The organism is Micromonospora sp. H61, from assembly GCF_018070325.1.
Lineage (GTDB): Bacteria > Actinomycetota > Actinomycetes > Mycobacteriales > Micromonosporaceae > Micromonospora > Micromonospora salmantinae.
Genome location: NZ_JAGPXY010000103.1, coordinates 1 through 15,502 on the forward strand (window position 1 = coordinate 1; position 15,502 = coordinate 15,502).

Genomic DNA, 15,502 nt, shown 5'->3' on the forward strand with positions numbered 1-15,502 from the left:
CCGCAGCAGGACCCCGCCCACCAACCCACCCCCTCCAGGCTGCGCGCCCGCCTATCCCCGGTGATCAAGAGGTTTGCGTCAGGAAATCGCCTTCCGTTGACGCAAACCTCTTGATCAACATCGTCGACCAGGGGGTTAGATCAGGGCTCGGTTTCGGCCTGCTGGGAAGCGGTCCAGGACGCCGGTGTTGGCCAGGGCGTTCGTCAGCAGCCAGCCGCCCAGGCCGGCGATCACTGTGGCGCTGACGATGGTGAGCAGCGCGTACGGGATGCGGTAGTCGGTCAGCGCGTAGTCGACGTTCCAGACGAAGAAGTCGAACAACGCGGCGCTGAGGCCGGTCAGTGCGCCCGCGAACACAGCGGTCGGCAGCCGGAACGACCGGTACCGGAAGGCGGCGAAGGCCAGCTCGGCGCCGATGCCCTGCACGATGCCCTGCGGGATGACCGTGCCGGCCCACTGGCTGCCCAGCAGCGCGGACAGGACCGCGGCCACGGTCTCGCAGTAGAGCGCGGCGCCGGGCTTGCGGATGACCAGCCCACCGATCACCGCCGGCATCAGCCAGACGCCGTAGAGCAGCGTCTGCGCCGGCGGGAAGAAGGCGAACGCGCCCTCGGTGGCGCTCCAGACCAGGCCCCAGGCCCAGAAGATGACGCCGAAGGCGACAGCGATCACCGAGGCGACCACGATGTCGATGGTGCGCCAACGGTGTGTGTCGGTGGTGGATGTCATGTGTTGCTCCCAGTTCGTGAGTGCGAACCAGGAGAAGACGCACGCCGCGTCCGGTGGCACCGGACTGCGGCGCGGCTGGAGGTCGACCGAACTCCCTGCGCTGGCATTACCCAGATCAGGTTCGAGGGTCTGCGGGCGTGCCCGCACTCTCAGCGCTGTGCGCTCCCCTGTCGGATATGAAGTTGTCTCGCTGACGCTAACACCGACCAGGGGCGCGGGCCCAGCAGGGCACCCGCCTGACCTGCGGGAGCGACCGGCGCACCGCCGGCTGGGTACGCTTCCGATCATGCGGGTTGACGCGCGAGGCTTCACGTTCGAGGTGACCGTCGGCGGTCCGACGGACGGCGTACCCGTCCTGCTGCTGCACGGTTTTCCACAGCACAGCGGCGAGTGGGACGACGTGGTGCCGGCGCTGCACGCGGGTGGGCTGCGCACGTACGCGCTGGACCAGCGCGGCTACTCACCCGGTGCCCGGCCCACGGCGGTGGCCGACTACCGGATCCCCGAGCTCGTCACCGACGTGGTGGCGGTGCTCGACGCGCTCGGGCTGGACGCCGTGCACCTGGTCGGCCACGACTGGGGCGCCGTCGTGGCCTGGGCGGTTGCCGCCCGGCACCCCGAGCGGGTCCACACGCTGACCGCGGTGTCCGTACCGCATCCGGCGGCCATGGCGCACGCCCTGAGCACCGACGCCCAACAGAAGGCCCGCTCGTCGTACATCGCGCTGTTCCGCAAGCCCGACAAGGCGGAGAAGGTGCTGCTGGCGTGGCACGCCACCGCGTTGCGCAAGCTGCTCGGCGGGGTGGGCGACACGTCCCGGGTGAACCGGTACGCCGACCCGATGCGGGAGCCGGGTGTGCTCACGGCCGCGCTGAACTGGTACCGGGCGATGTCCCGCGCCGACCTGGCCGGCGTCGGCCCGGTCGCGGTGCCCACCACGTACGTCTGGAGTGACCGGGACGTCGCCATCGGCCGGACCGCCGCCGAGGCGTGCGCGCAGAACGTCACAGGCGACTACCGCTTCGTGCAGCTGCCCGGGGTGAGTCACTGGATCCCGGACGCGGCGCCGGCCCCGCTCGCCGAGGCGATCCTGGCCCGAGCCGGCGGGACGGCCTGAGCCGTGCGGGCCCGCGAGGGAGAGCCAACGTGACGACGGACGCCAGCGGGCCGGGCAGCCGTCGCTCGATCGCCGCGCAGCTGCGCGTGCTGGGCGTACGCCCCGGCGCGACGCTGCTGGTGCACGCCGCGCTGCGTCCGCTGGGCTTCGTCAGCGGCGGCCCACACGCGATGGTGCTCGCCCTGCGCGACGCGCTCGGCCCCGACGGCACGATCGTCGTGCCCACCCACACGCCCGACAACAGCGACCCCGCGCAGTGGCGCAACCCGCCGGTGCCGGCGGGCTGGTGGCCGCTGATCCGCTCGGAGATGCCGGGCTTCGACCCGGCGATCACGCCGAGCCGGTTCATGGGTGCGCTCGCCGAGACGGTCCGCGGTTGGCCCGGCGCGCTGCGCAGCGCCCATCCGCAGGTGTCGTTCGCCGCGCTCGGGCCGGCCGCCGAGCAGGTGGTCGCCGGGCACACCCTGGCCGACTCCCTTGGCGAGGGCTCCCCGCTGGCTCGCCTCTACGACCTGGACGCCGACGTGTTGCTGCTCGGCGTGGACCACTCGGTGAGCACCTCGCTGCACCTGGCCGAGTACCGCTGCCCCGGCTCGCCGCGGGAGCGGCTCGGTGCCGCAGTGCGTACCGCCGACGGGGGTCGGGAGTGGGTGTGGTGGCAGGACGTACGACTCGACGCGGACGACTTCGCCGCGTTGGGCGAGGACCTGGAGGCCACCGGCGCGGTACGCACCGCACCGGTCGGCACCGGGACCGGCAGGTTGATGCGCCAGCGGGCGGCGGTCGACTTCGCGGTTCGCTGGCTGGCCCGTAATCGAACGACGGAGGACGCATGACGGTGAGTGCCGAGGACTACCTGGCCGTGGTGACCGAGACGATCGGCCGGGTGGCCGCCAGTCAGCGGGAGGCGGTGGGGCGGGCCGCCGACCTGATCGCCGAGGCCGTCCGAGCCGACGGCGTGGTGCACGCGTTCGGCACCGGGCACTCGGAGGCCCTCGCCATGGAGATCGCCGGACGGGCTGGCGGTCTGGTGCCGACCAACCGGATCGCGCTACGCGACCTGGTGCTGCTCGGCGGCGAACCGGCCGACCGGCTCGGGCCGCTGCTGGAACGGGACCCGGCCGTCGCGCACCGCCTCTACGAGCTGGCCCCGGTGCGTCCCACCGACGTCTTCGTGCTCGCCTCGAACTCCGGGGTCAACGGCGCCATGGTGGAGTTCGCCACGCTGGTGAAGGAACACGGTCATGGGCTGGTGGCGATCACCTCGGCGCAGCACTCCGGCCGAATGACCTCCCGGCACCCGTCCGGGCGCAAGCTGAGCGACCTCGCCGACGTGGTGCTCGACAACGGCGCGCCGTACGGCGACGCGACGTTGCCCCTGCCCGGTGGCGGCGCCGTCGGCGCGGTCTCCTCGATCACCGCGGCGCTGCTGGCGCAGCAGGTGACAGTGGAGGTGGTGGCGCGGTTGCTGGCGGCGGGGGAGCGGCCCCCCGTCTACCTGTCGGCGAACATCCCGGACGGCGACGCTCACAACAACGAGCTGGAAGCTCGGTACGCGGGGCGGATCCGACGCGGGTCCTGACCCGGTGCTGGCGGCCGACTTGCGTCGCCGAGATGAACGGCAGATGTCGTGAACCTGTTTCGCGCTCGGCCGGGTGGGGCATTGGCGTTGCTGCCGGCGGCCAGGACCGCCGGCAGTAGCGTCTCACCGGAGGTAGCGCGTGTCCAAGGAGACCGAGAAGCAGCGCTGGCAGCGCAACTTCGCCGACCTGCTGCAGGAGTTGCGGGTCGCCCAGACCGGCGTGCAGATTCTCTTCGCCTTCCTGCTCACCCTGCCGTTCAGTAACGGGTTCACCGAGACCACGGAGTTCCAGCGCGACGTCTACATCGTGGCGTTGCTCGCGGCGGCCGCCGCCACCGCGATGATCATCTCTCCGGTGGCGTTCCACCGGGCGCTGTTCCGGCAGGGGCGCAAGCCGGAGTTGGTCCGCTTCGCCCACCGGATGGCCAGCGGCGGTCTCGCCTTCATGCTGATCGCGATGGTCAGCGCGGTGCTGCTGATCACCGACTTCGTGCTGGACCGGCCGATCGCCTTCGTGCTCAGCGCCCTGACCGGGCTCTGGTTCCTCACCTTCTGGATGCTGCTGCCGTTCGCCCGGCGCAACTGGGGTGAGGACGAGATCGACGACGAGGACGACGACCCGGACACGATCAACAGCCGCTGATCGCGCCGATCTTCACGCAGCGCTACCCCTGAGTAACAACCGGGGGTAGCGTGGCGGTAGTCGCGCACGTCGACGCAGCCGCACCGAGCTTCGAGGGGGCAGCCGTGACCACGACGCAGAATGGCCGACCGGCACCGGACGGCCCCGACTCCGAAACCACCGCCGGTGCCGCCGCGCCGCTGCCCGCAGAAGCCGGGCAGGTCACCGAGAAGGAGGCCCGGCAGGTCGCCGAGGCCGCCCGCGAATCCACCTGGGACCGACCCAGCTTCGGCAAGGAGTTGTTCCTCGGCCGGTTCCGGCTCGACCTGATCGACCCGTGGCCCCGATCCGATCCGGACGACGTGGCTCGGGCGGAGGAGTTCCTTGGTCGGTTCCGCGCCTTCCTGGCCTCCGAGGTGGACGGCGCGGCCATCGAGCGGGACGGGTCCATACCCGACTCGGTCTTCCACGGCCTGGCCGACCTCGGCGCGTTCGGCATGAAGATCGACCGGAAGTACGGCGGGCTCGGGCTGAGCAACCTGCACTACTGCCGGGCGCTCATGCTGGCCGGCTCGGTGAGCCCGGCCATCGGCGCGCTGCTCTCGGCGCACCAGTCGATCGGCGTGCCGCAGCCCCTGAAGATGTTCGGCACCGCCGAGCAGAAGCAACGCTTCCTGCCCCGGCTCGCCGCCGGCGAGGTGTCCGCGTTCCTGCTCACCGAGCCCGACGTCGGCTCCGACCCGGCCCGGCTGGCCACCATCGCCGAACCGACCGAGGACGGCACGGGTTACCGGCTCAACGGTGTGAAGCTCTGGGCCACCAACGGCATCGTGGCCACCCTGCTGGTGGTGATGGCCCGGGTGCCGGCCACGGAGGGACGTCGGGGCGGGATCACCGCGTTCGTGGTGGACGGCGACAGCCCCGGCATCACCGTCGAGCGGCGCAACGAGTTCGTCGGCCTGCGCGGCCTGGAGAACAGCCTGACCCGGTTCCACGACGTGATCGTCCCCGCCGAGAACGTCATCGGCGGTGAGGGCAAGGGGCTGAAGATCGCCCTGACCACTCTGAACACCGGCCGGCTCTCACTGCCGGCCATGTGCGTGGGCGCCGGCAAGTGGGCGTTGAACGTGGCCCGGGGGTGGGCCGCCGACCGGGTCCAGTGGGGACGACCGGTGGGCGAGCACGAGGCGGTCGCGCAGAAGCTCTCCTTCATCGCCGCCACCACGTACGGCATGGAGACCATGCTCGACCTCTGCTGCCTGCTCGCCGACGACGACCGCAACGACATCCGGATCGAGGCGGCGCTGGTCAAGCTGTACGCCAGCGAGATGGCCTGGAAGATCGCCGACGAGCTGATCCAGATCCGGGGCGGGCGCGGCTACGAGACGGCCGACTCACTGGCCGCCCGCGGCGAACGCCCGGCCGCCGTCGAGCAGATGCTGCGCGACCTGCGGATCAACCGGATTTTCGAGGGCTCCACCGAGATCATGCACCTGCTGATCGCGCGGGAGGCGGTCGACGCCCACCTGTCGGTGGCCGGCGACATCATCGACCCGGACGCGGGGCTGGGCCGCAAGGCCCGAGCCGGCGCGCGAGCGGGCGCCTTCTACGCGAAGTGGCTGCCCACCCTCGCCGTCGGTCGGGGGCAGAGCCCTTCGGCGTACGCCGAGTTCGGCCCGCTCGCCGCGCACCTGCGCCAGGTGGAGCGTTCGTCGCGCAAGCTGGCCCGGTCGACGTTCTACGCGATGTCGCGCTGGCAGGGACAGATGGAGCGTAAGCAGGCGTTTCTCGGTCGGGTGGTGGACATCGGCGCCGAGTTGTTCGCGATGTCCGCGGTCTGCGTCCGGGCCTCCGCCGAACGGGACAGCCGCCCGGAGAACGTCGAGCTGGCCGACCTTTTCTGCCGGCAGGCGCGGGTGCGGGTGGACGCCCTGTTCGCCGCGCTCTGGGACAACACCGACTCGGTCGACACCGCTGCCGCGAAGCGCATCCTCGCCGGCCGCTACGCGGGGCTGGAGGAGGGCGTGCTCACCCCATCGGAGGAGCTGCCCTGGGTGGCTCGCTGGTCGCCCGGCCCGTCCACCTCCGAGGACGTCCGCCGCCGCATCCCCCCGAAGCCGTGAACCGCGCCGACCGGCCTGCCGCCACGCGGGCTGGCCGCCACGCGGGCTGGCCGCCACGCGGGCTGGCCGCCACGCGGGCTGGCCGCCACGCGGGCTGGCCGCCACGCGGGCTGGCCGCCACGCGGGCCGGGCGGTGCGCGGGCTGGCCGCCACGCGGGCTGGGCGGTGCGCGGTCAGCGGTGCGTGATCAGCGGGAGACCGCCCAGGCCAGCACTCCCGCCAGGATCAGACCGTTGAGCCCGGCCAGGGCCAGGTACGCAGCGGGTGGGATCTTCTTGCCCCGGCGGACGAAGTAGACCAGGACGGCGGCGTAGCCGAGCAGCAGGACGGCGATGACGACGAGGAAGTAGAACACCCGACGACCTTAACGACACCTTCGTCGGGCTGACCCTGCGCCCGGCCTGCTCGCGCTCCGCGATCTTGCACTTGCTGTCCCGACGAATGGGGCATCCCACTCATGTCGACAACCGAAACTGCAAGATCGGCGCGGCGGGGGATGCCGCAGGGGCGTGCCGGCGGACGGGGACCTTAGCGGCCCCGGCCGCGTAGGCCGAGTTGGCGCAGCTCCAGGGCGGCCAGGGCGTCGACTGTCTCGTCGTCGCCGCGCCGCCACGCCTCGGCGACATCCGGACCGATTCGGGTCAGTTTGCCCAGTGGCTGGGTGGCCAGCGCGCGCAGGGCGAGCAGGTCCCGGCCGGCTGGCCCGGCGGCCAGCTTCGTCGCCGATCCGGCCCGGCGCATCCAGCGGACCCGCAGCGGCAGCCAGCCGAACAGCACGATGCCGAGCGGGAAGATCAGCACCGCGATGGCGAGGGCCAGGGCGAGCTGGTCGACCAGCTGCTGCTGGTCGCGGCCGGCGTCGGCGAGCGACCGGGCGGCGTCGGCGGCGCGCTGGAACGGTGCGGTGAGTTCGTCGCCGACCAGTGGCACCCGGCCGACCTTGCTGCCGGCGTCGCCCAGGTTGTCGGCGAGCCCACTGCCGGCGCCCTCCAACTTCTGCCCCGGCACGGCGAGCTTCTGCACCAGGTCGTGCAGCCACAGCGCGCCGCGGATCGCCGCGTACACCCAGGCGACGACGAGCAGGTCGGTGAGCAACTGACGGGCGGCGGTCGGAAACCGATCGGCATAGATTTTCACGCCGGCCAGCGTGCCACGAACGCCTCGCCTGGTGTAGCCGTGAAGTGAGCCCGGATCGCGACCGACAGGGCGCTGGTGGTCAGCGCGGGCAGGTCGGGCAGGTGCCGAAGATTTCCAGGGTGTGGCTGACGTCGGCGTAGCCGTGCTGGGCGGCCACCCGATCGGCCCAGCTCTCCACAGCCGGGCCGGCCACCTCGACCGTGCGCCCGCACACCCGGCAGACCAGGTGGTGGTGGTGCCCCTCGCTGCACCGGCGGTAGAGGTGCTCGCCGCCCGGCGGACGCATCACGTCGATCTCACCGGCGTCGGCGAGCCCCTGGAGGGTGCGGTAGACGGTGGTCAGGCCGACCCGCTCGCCGCGCTGCCGCAGCATGGCGTGCAGGTCCTGGGCGCTGTGGAAGCCCTCCATCTCGCCCAGCAGCGCGCTCACCGCCGAACGCTGCCGGGTGTTGCGTACCGCGGCGCTGCTCTCGCTCATGATCCCTCCCCGGCGTGGCTGACCGCGTCCGCCACGATGTGCGCGACGTGCTCGTCGACCAGGCTGTAGGCGATCTCCCGGCCTCGGCGGGAGCCGCGCACCACGCCCGCTCCGCGCAACACCCGCAGGTGCTGCGAGACCAGTGGTTGCGCCGCGCCGAGCTTCTCCACCAACTCGTGCACGCACCGCTCGCCGCCGGCCAGCTCACTGACGATGGCCAGTCGAATGGGAGCGGACAGGGCACGGAGCAGCTCGCTGGCCCCGTCGAACCCGTCGTAGCCCGTCGCGCTGGTCATCCTGCAACGGTAACCAATACCACCGAGGTCGCGCTGAGCAGGCTCAGCTCAGCACGACCTCGTGAGGTTCCGGTGTCGGTGCGGCGGTCGGCGTCGTCCGGCGGCGCACGGCCCGCCAGACGGCGCCGGCCACGGCCACCACCAGGAACGACGCGATCGCCACCAGCACCACCGAGGCGCCCGGTGCGGTGTCCGCCGTGGCCGCCACCCAGACACCCGAGCCGGCAGCGAAGAGCCCGAGCGCCATCGCGGCGGCCATCGTGCTGCGGAAACCCCGGGTGACCTGCTGGGCGGTGGCGACCGGCACCACCATCAACGCGCTGATCAGCAGCACGCCGACGGCCCGCATGGCGATGGTCACGGTGACCGCTGTGGCGACCGCGATCAGCAGGTTCAGGGTGCGGACCGGCAGGCCGGAGACCCGGGCGTACTCCTCGTCGTGGCTGACCGCGAAGAGTGCCGGCCGCAACCCGATCATCGTGACCAGGATCGCCGCGCCGAGCACCGCGATGGTGGTCAGGTCGGCGGGCGAGATGGTGGTCAGCGACCCGAACAGGTAGGCGTTGAGGTTCGCGCTGGTCGCGTCGGAAAGGCCAACCAGGAGTACGCCGCCCGCGATGCCGCCGTAGAAGAGCAGAGCCAGAGCCAGGTCACCGGAGGTACGCCCACGGGCCCTGACGATCTCGATGGCGATCGCGCCGATGGTGGCGGCGATCACCGCGACCAGCACCGGCGAGCGGTTGAGCAGCAGCCCCGCGCCGACGCCGGTCAGCGCCACGTGCCCCACACCATCGCCGATCAGCGCCAGCCGGCGCTGCACCAGGTAGATGCCGAGCGCCGGCGCGGCCAGGCCGATCACCAGCGCGCCGATCAGGGCGCGCTGCATGTAGGGGTACTGGAAGAGTTCCATCTGTCAGTTGCTCCACAGCCCGGCGGGCTCGTCGTAGCAGTGCGGGTGCACGTGGTCGTGGTCCGGCTCCGCGTGATGGCCGGCCGGGTCCGGCACCGCGCCGTCGTGGGCGATGCGACCCTCGTGGACGACGACGGCCCGGCTGATCACCGGTCGCAGCGGGCCCAGCTCGTGGGCGACGAGAAGCACAGTTCCGCCGTCGCCGACGAAGTCGCGCAGCGCGCCGGCGAACGCCTCCTGGCTGGCCGCGTCCACCCCGGCGGTGGGCTCGTCGAGAACCAGCAGCTCCGGCTGGCCGGCCAGGGCGCGGGCGATCAGGGTGCGCTGCTGCTGGCCGCCGGAGAGCGTGGACACCGGGTCACCGGCCCGGGCGGCGAGCCCGACCGCGCCCAGCGCGGCGTCGACGGCGGACCGGTCGGCTCGACCCGGCGGACGCAGCACCCCGCGACGGGCCAGCCGGCCGGAGGCCACCACCTCGCGGACGGTCGCCGGTACGCCGCCGCCGGCTCCCAGGCGTTGCGGGACGTACCCGATGCGTGCCCACTGCCGGAACCGGCGCAACGGCCGGTCGAAGAGGGTGACCGAGCCGGCGCTGATCGGCACCAGCCCGAGCACGGCGCGGATCAGGGTGGACTTGCCCGAGCCGTTGGCGCCGAGGATCGCGACCACCTCGCCGGCGGTCACCGTGAGCGAGATGTCCCGGAGCACGGGGCGGCCGTCGTAGCCGACCACCCCGTGCTCGACGGTGATGACAGGTGAGGTCACGAGCAGCTCAAGGCCGTCTGCAGGGTCCGCAGGTTGGTGCGCATCACCGAAAGGTAGTCCCCGTTGCTGCCGGCGGCGAGCCCTTCGATCGGGTCGAGGACCGCGGTCTTCGCGCCGACCTGACCGGCGATGGTCTCGGCCACCTTCGGGCTGACCAGGGTCTCGAAGAAGATCGTGGTGGCCTGGTGCTCCTTCGCCTCCTCGATCACGTGCGCGAGGCGCTGCGGCGAGGGCTCGACGTCCGGGCTCAGCCCGGTGATGCCGACCTGGTCCAGCTGGTAGCGGTCGGCGAGGTAGCCGAACGCGGCGTGGCTGGTCACGATCTCCCGCCGCTGACAGGTCGCCAGACCGTGCTTGAACTCGCCGTCCAGGGTCGTCAGGTCGGCGCGCAGGGCGACCGCCCGGGCGGTGTAGTCGGCGGCGTGGTCCGGGTCGGCCTTGCCGAGCCGCTGGGCGAGTTGGTCGCCGATGCCGGCCAGTCGGGTCGGGTCGAGCCAGACGTGCGGGTCCTTGCCGCCGCTCTCCTCGGCGTGCCCCTCCTCGCCCTCGTGGTCGTGCCCGCCGGCGGACGCGTCCAACAGCGGCTGGACGCTGGTCACGTCGAACGCCCGGTCGCCGCCGTTCTGGGCCACGGCGTCGTCCACCGCCGGCTGGAACCCCTTGAGGTAGACGATCAGCTCCGCCTCGCTGACCTCACCGACCTGGCTCGGGTTGAGTTCCAGGTCGTGCGGCTCGGCGCCGGGCTTGGCCAGGTTGGTGACCCGGACCGCGTCGCCGCCGATCCGTTCGGCCAGGAACTGGAGGGGGTAGAACGCGGCCACCACGTCGACTCGCTGGGGGTCGGCGCCGGCGGCGCCGCCGGTGGAGCAGCCGGCCCCGGCGCCCAGGGCGAGGAGGGCGGTCGCGGCGGCCAGGACACGGTACGTGGCGCGGTTGGTCATGTCGTCAACTGTCCGTGGCAACGATAATGATTGTCAAAAACGCATGATTGCATGTCAGAGGAGCTTCGCGAGGCCCACAGTCACCAGCAGGGCGAGCATCACCAGTCGGATCAGCCGGGTCTGTGGCGCCTGAACCGCCCAGGTCGTCGCCAACAGGGCGATCAGGACCCCGGCGAGCGCGAGCGTGAGCAGCCCGCCGATCACCCCGGGCGTGAAGAACGCCACCAGCACCACCACCAGGGTGAGCAGGAACACCGACGTCGGGTTCGCCCCGGCCAACCGGGCGAGCAGAGGGCGCTGCGTACGCTGCATCCCACAGACTCTACGAGGAGGAACCCCCGGTGCTGGTGACCAACCGGTTCGTGGTCGACGTCGATGCCGCCGACGGCTTCACCGAACGGGCGCACGCCGCCCTCACCGCGCTGGCCGCCCGGCCCGGCTACCTGCGCGGCCAACTGGTCCGGGCGCTGGACGACCCCCGGTACTGGTCACTGGTCACCGAGTGGGAGTCGGTCGGCACGTACCGGCGGGCGCTGGGCGCCTTCGAGGTCAAGGTCAGCGCCGTGCCGCTGCTCGCCGAGTCCGTCGACGAGCCCTCCGCCTACGAGGCGCTGGCCACCGCCGCCCCCGGCGGGGCCGTGGTCGTCGCCGAGAGTGATCGGGCTGCGGGTCCTTACCGCTGAGCCGCCGGACACTACGCTGCTCCTATGACCGCACCCGCCCCGCCACCCGGTCCCGGGGTGGCTCCGCCGTTCGCCGCGCCGCCCACCGAGGGCCGCCGGACCCGGCTCTGGATCGGCCTCGGCGTCGGCGCGCTCGCCGTGGTGCTCTGCTGTGGCGGGGGTGGCACCGCCGTCGTCGGCCTGGCCGTCAGCGGAGTCCAGGCGATCCGGGAACAGGCCCGCACCGTGACCGGCGACTACTACCAGGCGCTGGTCGAGCGAAACTACGGGCGGGCGTACGACCAGCTCTGCGACGACGCGCAGCGGCGGGAGTCCCGGCCGGAGTTCGAGCGACGGGCCGCCGCCGAACCGCAGGTGACCGCGTTCCGGGTGGGTGAGGTGGACACCACCTACCTGACCGTGCCGGTCGACGTGACCCTCGACGGTGGCGACCGGGAGCGGCAACAGGTCAGCCTCGGCCAGGACGGGCAGAGCGGCGGCGTGGAGGTCTGCGAGGTCAGCTGACCCGTCCCCGGTATTCTGCTGGGCTCGGGGGGACGGTGGTCGTACCGTTGTCCCGAACCGACCGTTCCATCCACATCTCGCCCCCGCCGACCGCCAGCCGGCGTAGGAGGAAACATGCCAGCCGACCGTATCGATGCCGTCGTCAGCCTCGCCAAGCGCCGAGGCTTCGTCTTCCCCTCCAGTGAGATCTACGGAGGCACCCGATCGGCGTGGGACTACGGTCCGCTCGGCGTGGAACTCAAGGAGAACGTCCGCCGGCAGTGGTGGAAGACAATGGTCCAGCAGCGCGACGACGTCGTCGGCCTGGACTCCGCGGTGATCCTGTCCCGCAAGGTGTGGGAGGCGTCCGGCCACATCGCCGAGTTCGTCGACCCGCTCACCGAGTGCCAGTTCTGCCACAAGCGGTTCCGGGCGGACCATCTGGAAGAGGCGTACGCCGAGAAGCACGGCAAGCCGCTCACCTCACTGGCCGAGCTGAACTGCCCCAACTGCGGCAACAAGGGCACCTTCACCGAGCCGAAGATGTTCAACGGCCTGATGAAGACCTACCTGGGTCCGGTGGAGAGCGACGAAGGGCTGCACTACCTGCGCCCGGAGACCGCGCAGGGCATCTTCGTCAACTACAAGAACGTCGAGACGGTCGCCCGCAAGAAGCCCCCGTTCGGCATCGCGCAGACCGGCAAGTCGTTCCGCAACGAGATCACCCCGGGCAACTTCATCTTCCGGACCCGCGAGTTCGAGCAGATGGAGATGGAGTTCTTCGTCGAGCCGGGCACCGACGAGCAGTGGCACGAGTACTGGCTCCAGGAGCGCTGGAACTGGTACCTCGACCTTGGCCTCTCGGCGGACAATCTGCGTCTGTTCGAGCACCCCAAGGAGAAGCTGTCGCACTACTCGAAGCGGACGGTGGACATCGAGTACCGCTTCCAGTTCGGTGGCACCGAGTTCGCCGAGCTGGAGGGTGTCGCCAACCGCACCGACTTCGACCTCTCCACGCACAGCAAGCACTCCGGCGTCGACCTGTCGTACTTCGACCAGAGCAAGAGTGAGCGCTGGATGCCGTACGTCATCGAGCCGGCCGCGGGTCTGACCCGCGCGGTGCTGGCCTTCCTGTTGGAGGCGTACGACGAGGACGAGGCGCCGAACACCAAGGGCGGCGTGGACAAGCGCACAGTGATGCGGTTCGACCCGAGGCTCGCCCCGGTCAAGGTGGCGGTGCTGCCGCTGTCCCGCAACGAGGCGCTGTCGCCCAAGGCCAAGGACCTCGCGACCCTGCTGCGCAAGCGCTGGGTGGTGGAGTTCGACGACTCGCAGGCGATCGGGCGTCGCTACCGCCGGCAGGACGAGATCGGCACCCCGTTCTGTGTGACCGTCGACTTCGACACCCTGGACGACAACGCGGTGACGGTGCGCAACCGGGACACCATGGCCCAGGAGCGCGTCTCCCTGGACCAGGTCGAGCGCTACCTGATCGAGCGTCTCCCCGGCTGCTGAGACTCTGCGCACGGGGCCTCGGCCGACGCGATAAGCGCCGGTCGGGGCCCCGTACACTTGTCCGGTGACTGCCTCGACCGTGCCCGCGCTGCGCCCGCTGACTCTCGGCCAGCACCAGGTGTGGCCGCCGGTGGTGCTCGCGCCGATGGCCGGGATCACCAACATCGGGTTCCGTCGGCTCTGTCGCGAGCAGGGTGGCGGCATCTACGTCTGCGAGATGATCACCACCCGGGCGCTGGTCGAGCGCAACCCGAAGACGCTGCGCATGATCGCGTTCGGCGACGACGAGAAGCCCCGCAGTCTCCAGCTCTACGGCACCGATCCGGAGATCACCGCCGCCGCCGTGCGGATCGTCGTCGAGCGCAACCTGGCCGATCACATCGACCTCAACTTCGGCTGCCCGGTCCCCAAGGTCACCCGACGTGGGGGCGGCGCGGCGCTACCGTGGCGGCGCCGGCTCTTCGCACGACTCGTGCGGGCCGCGGTGGCTGCCGCGTCACCGTCCGGCGTGCCGGTCACTGTCAAGATGCGCAAGGGCATCGACGACGACCACCTGACGTACGTCGAAGCCGGGCTCGCCGCCCAGGAAGCCGGCGTGGCAGCGGTGGCCCTGCACGGGCGCACGGCGTCGCAGCGCTACTCGGGCACCGCCGACTGGGACGCGATCGCCACCCTGAAGCAGGCCCTCGACGTGCCGGTGCTCGGCAACGGCGATATCTGGGAAGCCGACGACGCGCTGCGCATGGTGGCCCACACCGGCGTGGACGGCGTGGTCATCGGGCGCGGCTGTCTGGGCCGACCGTGGCTCTTCGCCGACCTGGAGGCCGCCTTCAACGGTCGGCCGGAGCGGCGGCTGCCCACCCTCGGCGAGGTGGCGGTGACCATGCGCCGGCACGCCGAGCTGCTTGTCGACCAGTTCACGGCCGGTGCCCGCAACCCGGCCCGAGGTGAACGGGACGGCTGCACCGACTTCCGCAAGCACGTCGCCTGGTACCTCAAGGGCTTCCCGGTCGGCGGTGAGCTGCGGCGCTCGCTGGCGATGATCGAAAGCTTGGCGCAGCTCGACGACCTGCTCGGCAAGCTCGACCCGGCCGAGCCGTTCCCGGTCACCGCCCTGGGTCAGCCGCGCGGGCGTACCAACTCGCCCGGCAAGGTCTTCCTGCCCGAGGGCTGGCTGGCCAGTCGAGACGACGACACGGTCCCCGAGGGCGCCGAGATGGACGACTCCGGCGGCTGAGCCCTTGGCCGGTCGGCCGGAGGTGCCCCGCGACCATCCCTCCGGAACGCAGGCTCGCCGCGGAGTCGTGCCGGCGCGCCGGTCACCCTCGAGCCCTCGGGTCGTGGCACTTGGTCTTCCTCGCCACTCCGTGCGGGCTGGGCAGATGAGTTCGGCGCCCTATCGAGCTGATGTCGTGAACGAATCACCAGTTCGGCTCGGGCGGGCGGCCCTGCCTCTGATTCGTCTACGGCATCAGCTCCAAAGGACCCGTGGGCGCGGTCAGTGGGGTTGCCCGCTGTGGGGTTGCCCGCTGTGGGTAGGCGCGGCTTGGTCCGGTGGGCGGCGTGCCGGGGTGAGTGGCTGGGGTTGCCCGCTGTGGGGTGGCCCGCTGTGGGTCGGCGCGGCTCGGTCCGGTGGGCGGCTTGCCGGGGTGAATGGCTCGGTCGGCTCGGATGCCCGTCGACTTCGTTCGCGCCTGACGGCGGGCGCGTGGACTTGGCTCGTCGCGCTGCCCGTGCTGCCCGTGCTCGGCCGGCGGGGCTAGTGGCCCGGGCATGCCGAAGGGCCGGACCCTGGTGGGGGTCCGGCCCTTCGGTGTGTGCTGGGTGTGTGTGGTGCGGGGGGTCAGCTGGTGGCGTAGCCGCGGGTGGCGATCCAGTCCGCGAGGTGCTCCACGCTGATCCAGTAGGAGGCGGTGTTCGCATCGGCGGAGTCGGCGATCTTGACGGTGTTGCCGTTGTCGCGGTAGCCGACGACGCTGATGTAGTGCCCGCCTTCGTAGGAGTGGGTGACGCCGTCGGTGTCGGTGCTGGTGCCGGCGATGTTGGCGACCACGGCGCGGCCGTCGTCGACGGTGCGGACGATGTCGGCGCGCAGGGTGTCGGTCTGCTTGGTGTCGGCGT

The 15,502-nt window shown here is 71.6% G+C and carries 19 protein-coding genes and 1 riboswitch; of the genes, 9 read left to right on the forward strand and 10 right to left on the reverse strand.

The window, feature by feature from the left end; genetic code table 11:
• Nucleotides 1–135: 135 nt before the first annotated feature.
• The gene (locus KBX08_RS30275; RefSeq protein WP_210786970.1) at nt 136–729 is read right to left on the reverse strand and encodes an ECF transporter S component; all 594 of its coding nucleotides are present in this window, start codon (nt 727–729) and stop codon (nt 136–138) included.
• A 74-nt stretch (nt 730–803) separates the two neighbouring features.
• Nucleotides 804–908, reverse strand: a riboswitch (TPP riboswitch).
• Nucleotides 909–1,015: 107 nt separating this feature from the next.
• Here KBX08_RS30275 and KBX08_RS30280 point away from each other — a divergent pair.
• From KBX08_RS30280 to KBX08_RS30300, 5 genes are all read left to right on the forward strand, one after another.
• Nucleotides 1,016–1,846, forward strand: a complete 831-nt coding sequence (locus tag KBX08_RS30280; protein WP_210786972.1) for an alpha/beta fold hydrolase — start codon at nt 1,016–1,018, stop codon at nt 1,844–1,846.
• 29 nt (nt 1,847–1,875) lie between these two features.
• Nucleotides 1,876–2,682 carry an aminoglycoside N(3)-acetyltransferase gene (locus KBX08_RS30285; RefSeq protein WP_210786974.1) on the forward strand — a complete coding sequence of 269 codons (807 nt, stop codon included), beginning with the start codon at nt 1,876–1,878 and terminating at the stop codon, nt 2,680–2,682.
• Nucleotides 2,679–3,428, forward strand: coding sequence for a sugar isomerase domain-containing protein (locus KBX08_RS30290; protein WP_112584644.1), 750 nt, complete (start codon nt 2,679–2,681; stop codon nt 3,426–3,428). Before KBX08_RS30285 ends, KBX08_RS30290 begins: the two co-directional genes overlap by 4 nt.
• 139 nt (nt 3,429–3,567) lie before the next feature.
• Nucleotides 3,568–4,071 (forward strand): DUF6328 family protein, encoded by a 504-nt coding sequence (locus KBX08_RS30295; RefSeq protein ID WP_210786976.1) that lies wholly within the window; start codon nt 3,568–3,570, stop codon nt 4,069–4,071.
• A gap of 104 nt (nt 4,072–4,175) precedes the next feature.
• Nucleotides 4,176–6,173: an acyl-CoA dehydrogenase family protein gene (locus tag KBX08_RS30300; protein ID WP_210786978.1), complete on the forward strand. Its 1,998-nt coding sequence runs from the start codon at nt 4,176–4,178 to the stop codon at nt 6,171–6,173.
• A 187-nt stretch (nt 6,174–6,360) separates the two neighbouring features.
• Here the strand turns inward: KBX08_RS30300 and KBX08_RS30305 are convergent, their stop codons facing one another.
• From KBX08_RS30305 to KBX08_RS30340, 8 genes are all read right to left on the reverse strand, one after another.
• Nucleotides 6,361–6,528 (reverse strand): hypothetical protein, encoded by a 168-nt coding sequence (locus KBX08_RS30305; protein WP_210786980.1) that lies wholly within the window; start codon nt 6,526–6,528, stop codon nt 6,361–6,363.
• Between the two features lie 173 nt (nt 6,529–6,701).
• A complete protein-coding gene (locus tag KBX08_RS30310) occupies nt 6,702–7,310 on the reverse strand; it encodes a hypothetical protein (protein ID WP_210786982.1) in 609 nt (202 codons plus the stop codon).
• 79 nt (nt 7,311–7,389) lie between these two features.
• Nucleotides 7,390–7,788 carry a Fur family transcriptional regulator gene (locus KBX08_RS30315; RefSeq protein ID WP_091409697.1) on the reverse strand — a complete coding sequence of 133 codons (399 nt, stop codon included), beginning with the start codon at nt 7,786–7,788 and terminating at the stop codon, nt 7,390–7,392.
• Nucleotides 7,785–8,084, reverse strand: a complete 300-nt coding sequence (locus KBX08_RS30320) for a metalloregulator ArsR/SmtB family transcription factor (RefSeq protein WP_030338189.1) — start codon at nt 8,082–8,084, stop codon at nt 7,785–7,787. Before KBX08_RS30320 ends, KBX08_RS30315 begins: the two co-directional genes overlap by 4 nt.
• A gap of 43 nt (nt 8,085–8,127) precedes the next feature.
• A complete protein-coding gene (locus KBX08_RS30325; RefSeq protein ID WP_210786984.1) occupies nt 8,128–8,994 on the reverse strand; it encodes a metal ABC transporter permease in 867 nt (288 codons plus the stop codon).
• A 3-nt stretch (nt 8,995–8,997) separates the two neighbouring features.
• Nucleotides 8,998–9,759 carry a metal ABC transporter ATP-binding protein gene (locus KBX08_RS30330; RefSeq protein ID WP_210786991.1) on the reverse strand — a complete coding sequence of 254 codons (762 nt, stop codon included), beginning with the start codon at nt 9,757–9,759 and terminating at the stop codon, nt 8,998–9,000.
• Nucleotides 9,756–10,700: a metal ABC transporter substrate-binding protein gene (locus KBX08_RS30335; RefSeq protein WP_210786993.1), complete on the reverse strand. Its 945-nt coding sequence runs from the start codon at nt 10,698–10,700 to the stop codon at nt 9,756–9,758. The genes KBX08_RS30330 and KBX08_RS30335 overlap by 4 nt, the downstream gene beginning before the upstream one ends.
• A 54-nt stretch (nt 10,701–10,754) precedes the next feature.
• Nucleotides 10,755–11,012, reverse strand: a complete 258-nt coding sequence (locus KBX08_RS30340; RefSeq protein WP_210786995.1) for a hypothetical protein — start codon at nt 11,010–11,012, stop codon at nt 10,755–10,757.
• A gap of 29 nt (nt 11,013–11,041) precedes the next feature.
• Here KBX08_RS30340 and KBX08_RS30345 point away from each other — a divergent pair, with 29 nt between their 5' ends.
• The 4 genes from KBX08_RS30345 (at nt 11,042) to dusB (ending at nt 14,618) form a co-directional block, all read left to right on the forward strand.
• Entirely contained in the window at nt 11,042–11,383 is a 342-nt protein-coding gene (locus KBX08_RS30345) for an antibiotic biosynthesis monooxygenase (RefSeq protein ID WP_210786997.1), read from the forward strand.
• 24 nt (nt 11,384–11,407) lie between these two features.
• Entirely contained in the window at nt 11,408–11,887 is a 480-nt protein-coding gene (locus KBX08_RS30350) for a hypothetical protein (protein ID WP_210786999.1), read from the forward strand.
• 114 nt (nt 11,888–12,001) lie between these two features.
• Complete coding sequence (locus tag KBX08_RS30355) at nt 12,002–13,381, forward strand: glycine--tRNA ligase (protein ID WP_091409675.1); 1,380 nt, start codon at nt 12,002–12,004, stop codon at nt 13,379–13,381.
• 64 nt (nt 13,382–13,445) lie between these two features.
• Entirely contained in the window at nt 13,446–14,618 is a 1,173-nt protein-coding gene (gene dusB, locus KBX08_RS30360) for a tRNA dihydrouridine synthase DusB (protein WP_112677424.1), read from the forward strand.
• Between the two features lie 606 nt (nt 14,619–15,224).
• Here dusB and KBX08_RS30365 read toward each other — a convergent pair.
• A partial coding sequence (locus KBX08_RS30365; RefSeq protein ID WP_210787001.1) for a C39 family peptidase occupies nt 15,225–15,502 on the reverse strand: 278 nt, incomplete at its 5' end.

What these genes read in the sequence shown, in the direction of transcription:
- KBX08_RS30350 (WP_210786999.1), top strand. Translation starts at nt 11,408, where the DNA reads ATGACCGCACCCGCCCCGCCACCCGGTCCCGGGGTGGCTCCGCCGTTC.
- KBX08_RS30355 (WP_091409675.1), top strand. Translation starts at nt 12,002, where the DNA reads ATGCCAGCCGACCGTATCGATGCCGTCGTCAGCCTCGCCAAGCGCCGA.
- KBX08_RS30280 (WP_210786972.1), top strand. Translation starts at nt 1,016, where the DNA reads ATGCGGGTTGACGCGCGAGGCTTCACGTTCGAGGTGACCGTCGGCGGT.
- KBX08_RS30335 (WP_210786993.1), bottom strand. Translation starts at nt 10,700, where the DNA reads ATGACCAACCGCGCCACGTACCGTGTCCTGGCCGCCGCGACCGCCCTC.
- KBX08_RS30320 (WP_030338189.1), bottom strand. Translation starts at nt 8,084, where the DNA reads ATGACCAGCGCGACGGGCTACGACGGGTTCGACGGGGCCAGCGAGCTG.
- KBX08_RS30275 (WP_210786970.1), bottom strand. Translation starts at nt 729, where the DNA reads ATGACATCCACCACCGACACACACCGTTGGCGCACCATCGACATCGTG.
- KBX08_RS30315 (WP_091409697.1), bottom strand. Translation starts at nt 7,788, where the DNA reads ATGAGCGAGAGCAGCGCCGCGGTACGCAACACCCGGCAGCGTTCGGCG.
- KBX08_RS30340 (WP_210786995.1), bottom strand. Translation starts at nt 11,012, where the DNA reads ATGCAGCGTACGCAGCGCCCTCTGCTCGCCCGGTTGGCCGGGGCGAAC.
- KBX08_RS30325 (WP_210786984.1), bottom strand. Translation starts at nt 8,994, where the DNA reads ATGGAACTCTTCCAGTACCCCTACATGCAGCGCGCCCTGATCGGCGCG.
- KBX08_RS30290 (WP_112584644.1), top strand. Translation starts at nt 2,679, where the DNA reads ATGACGGTGAGTGCCGAGGACTACCTGGCCGTGGTGACCGAGACGATC.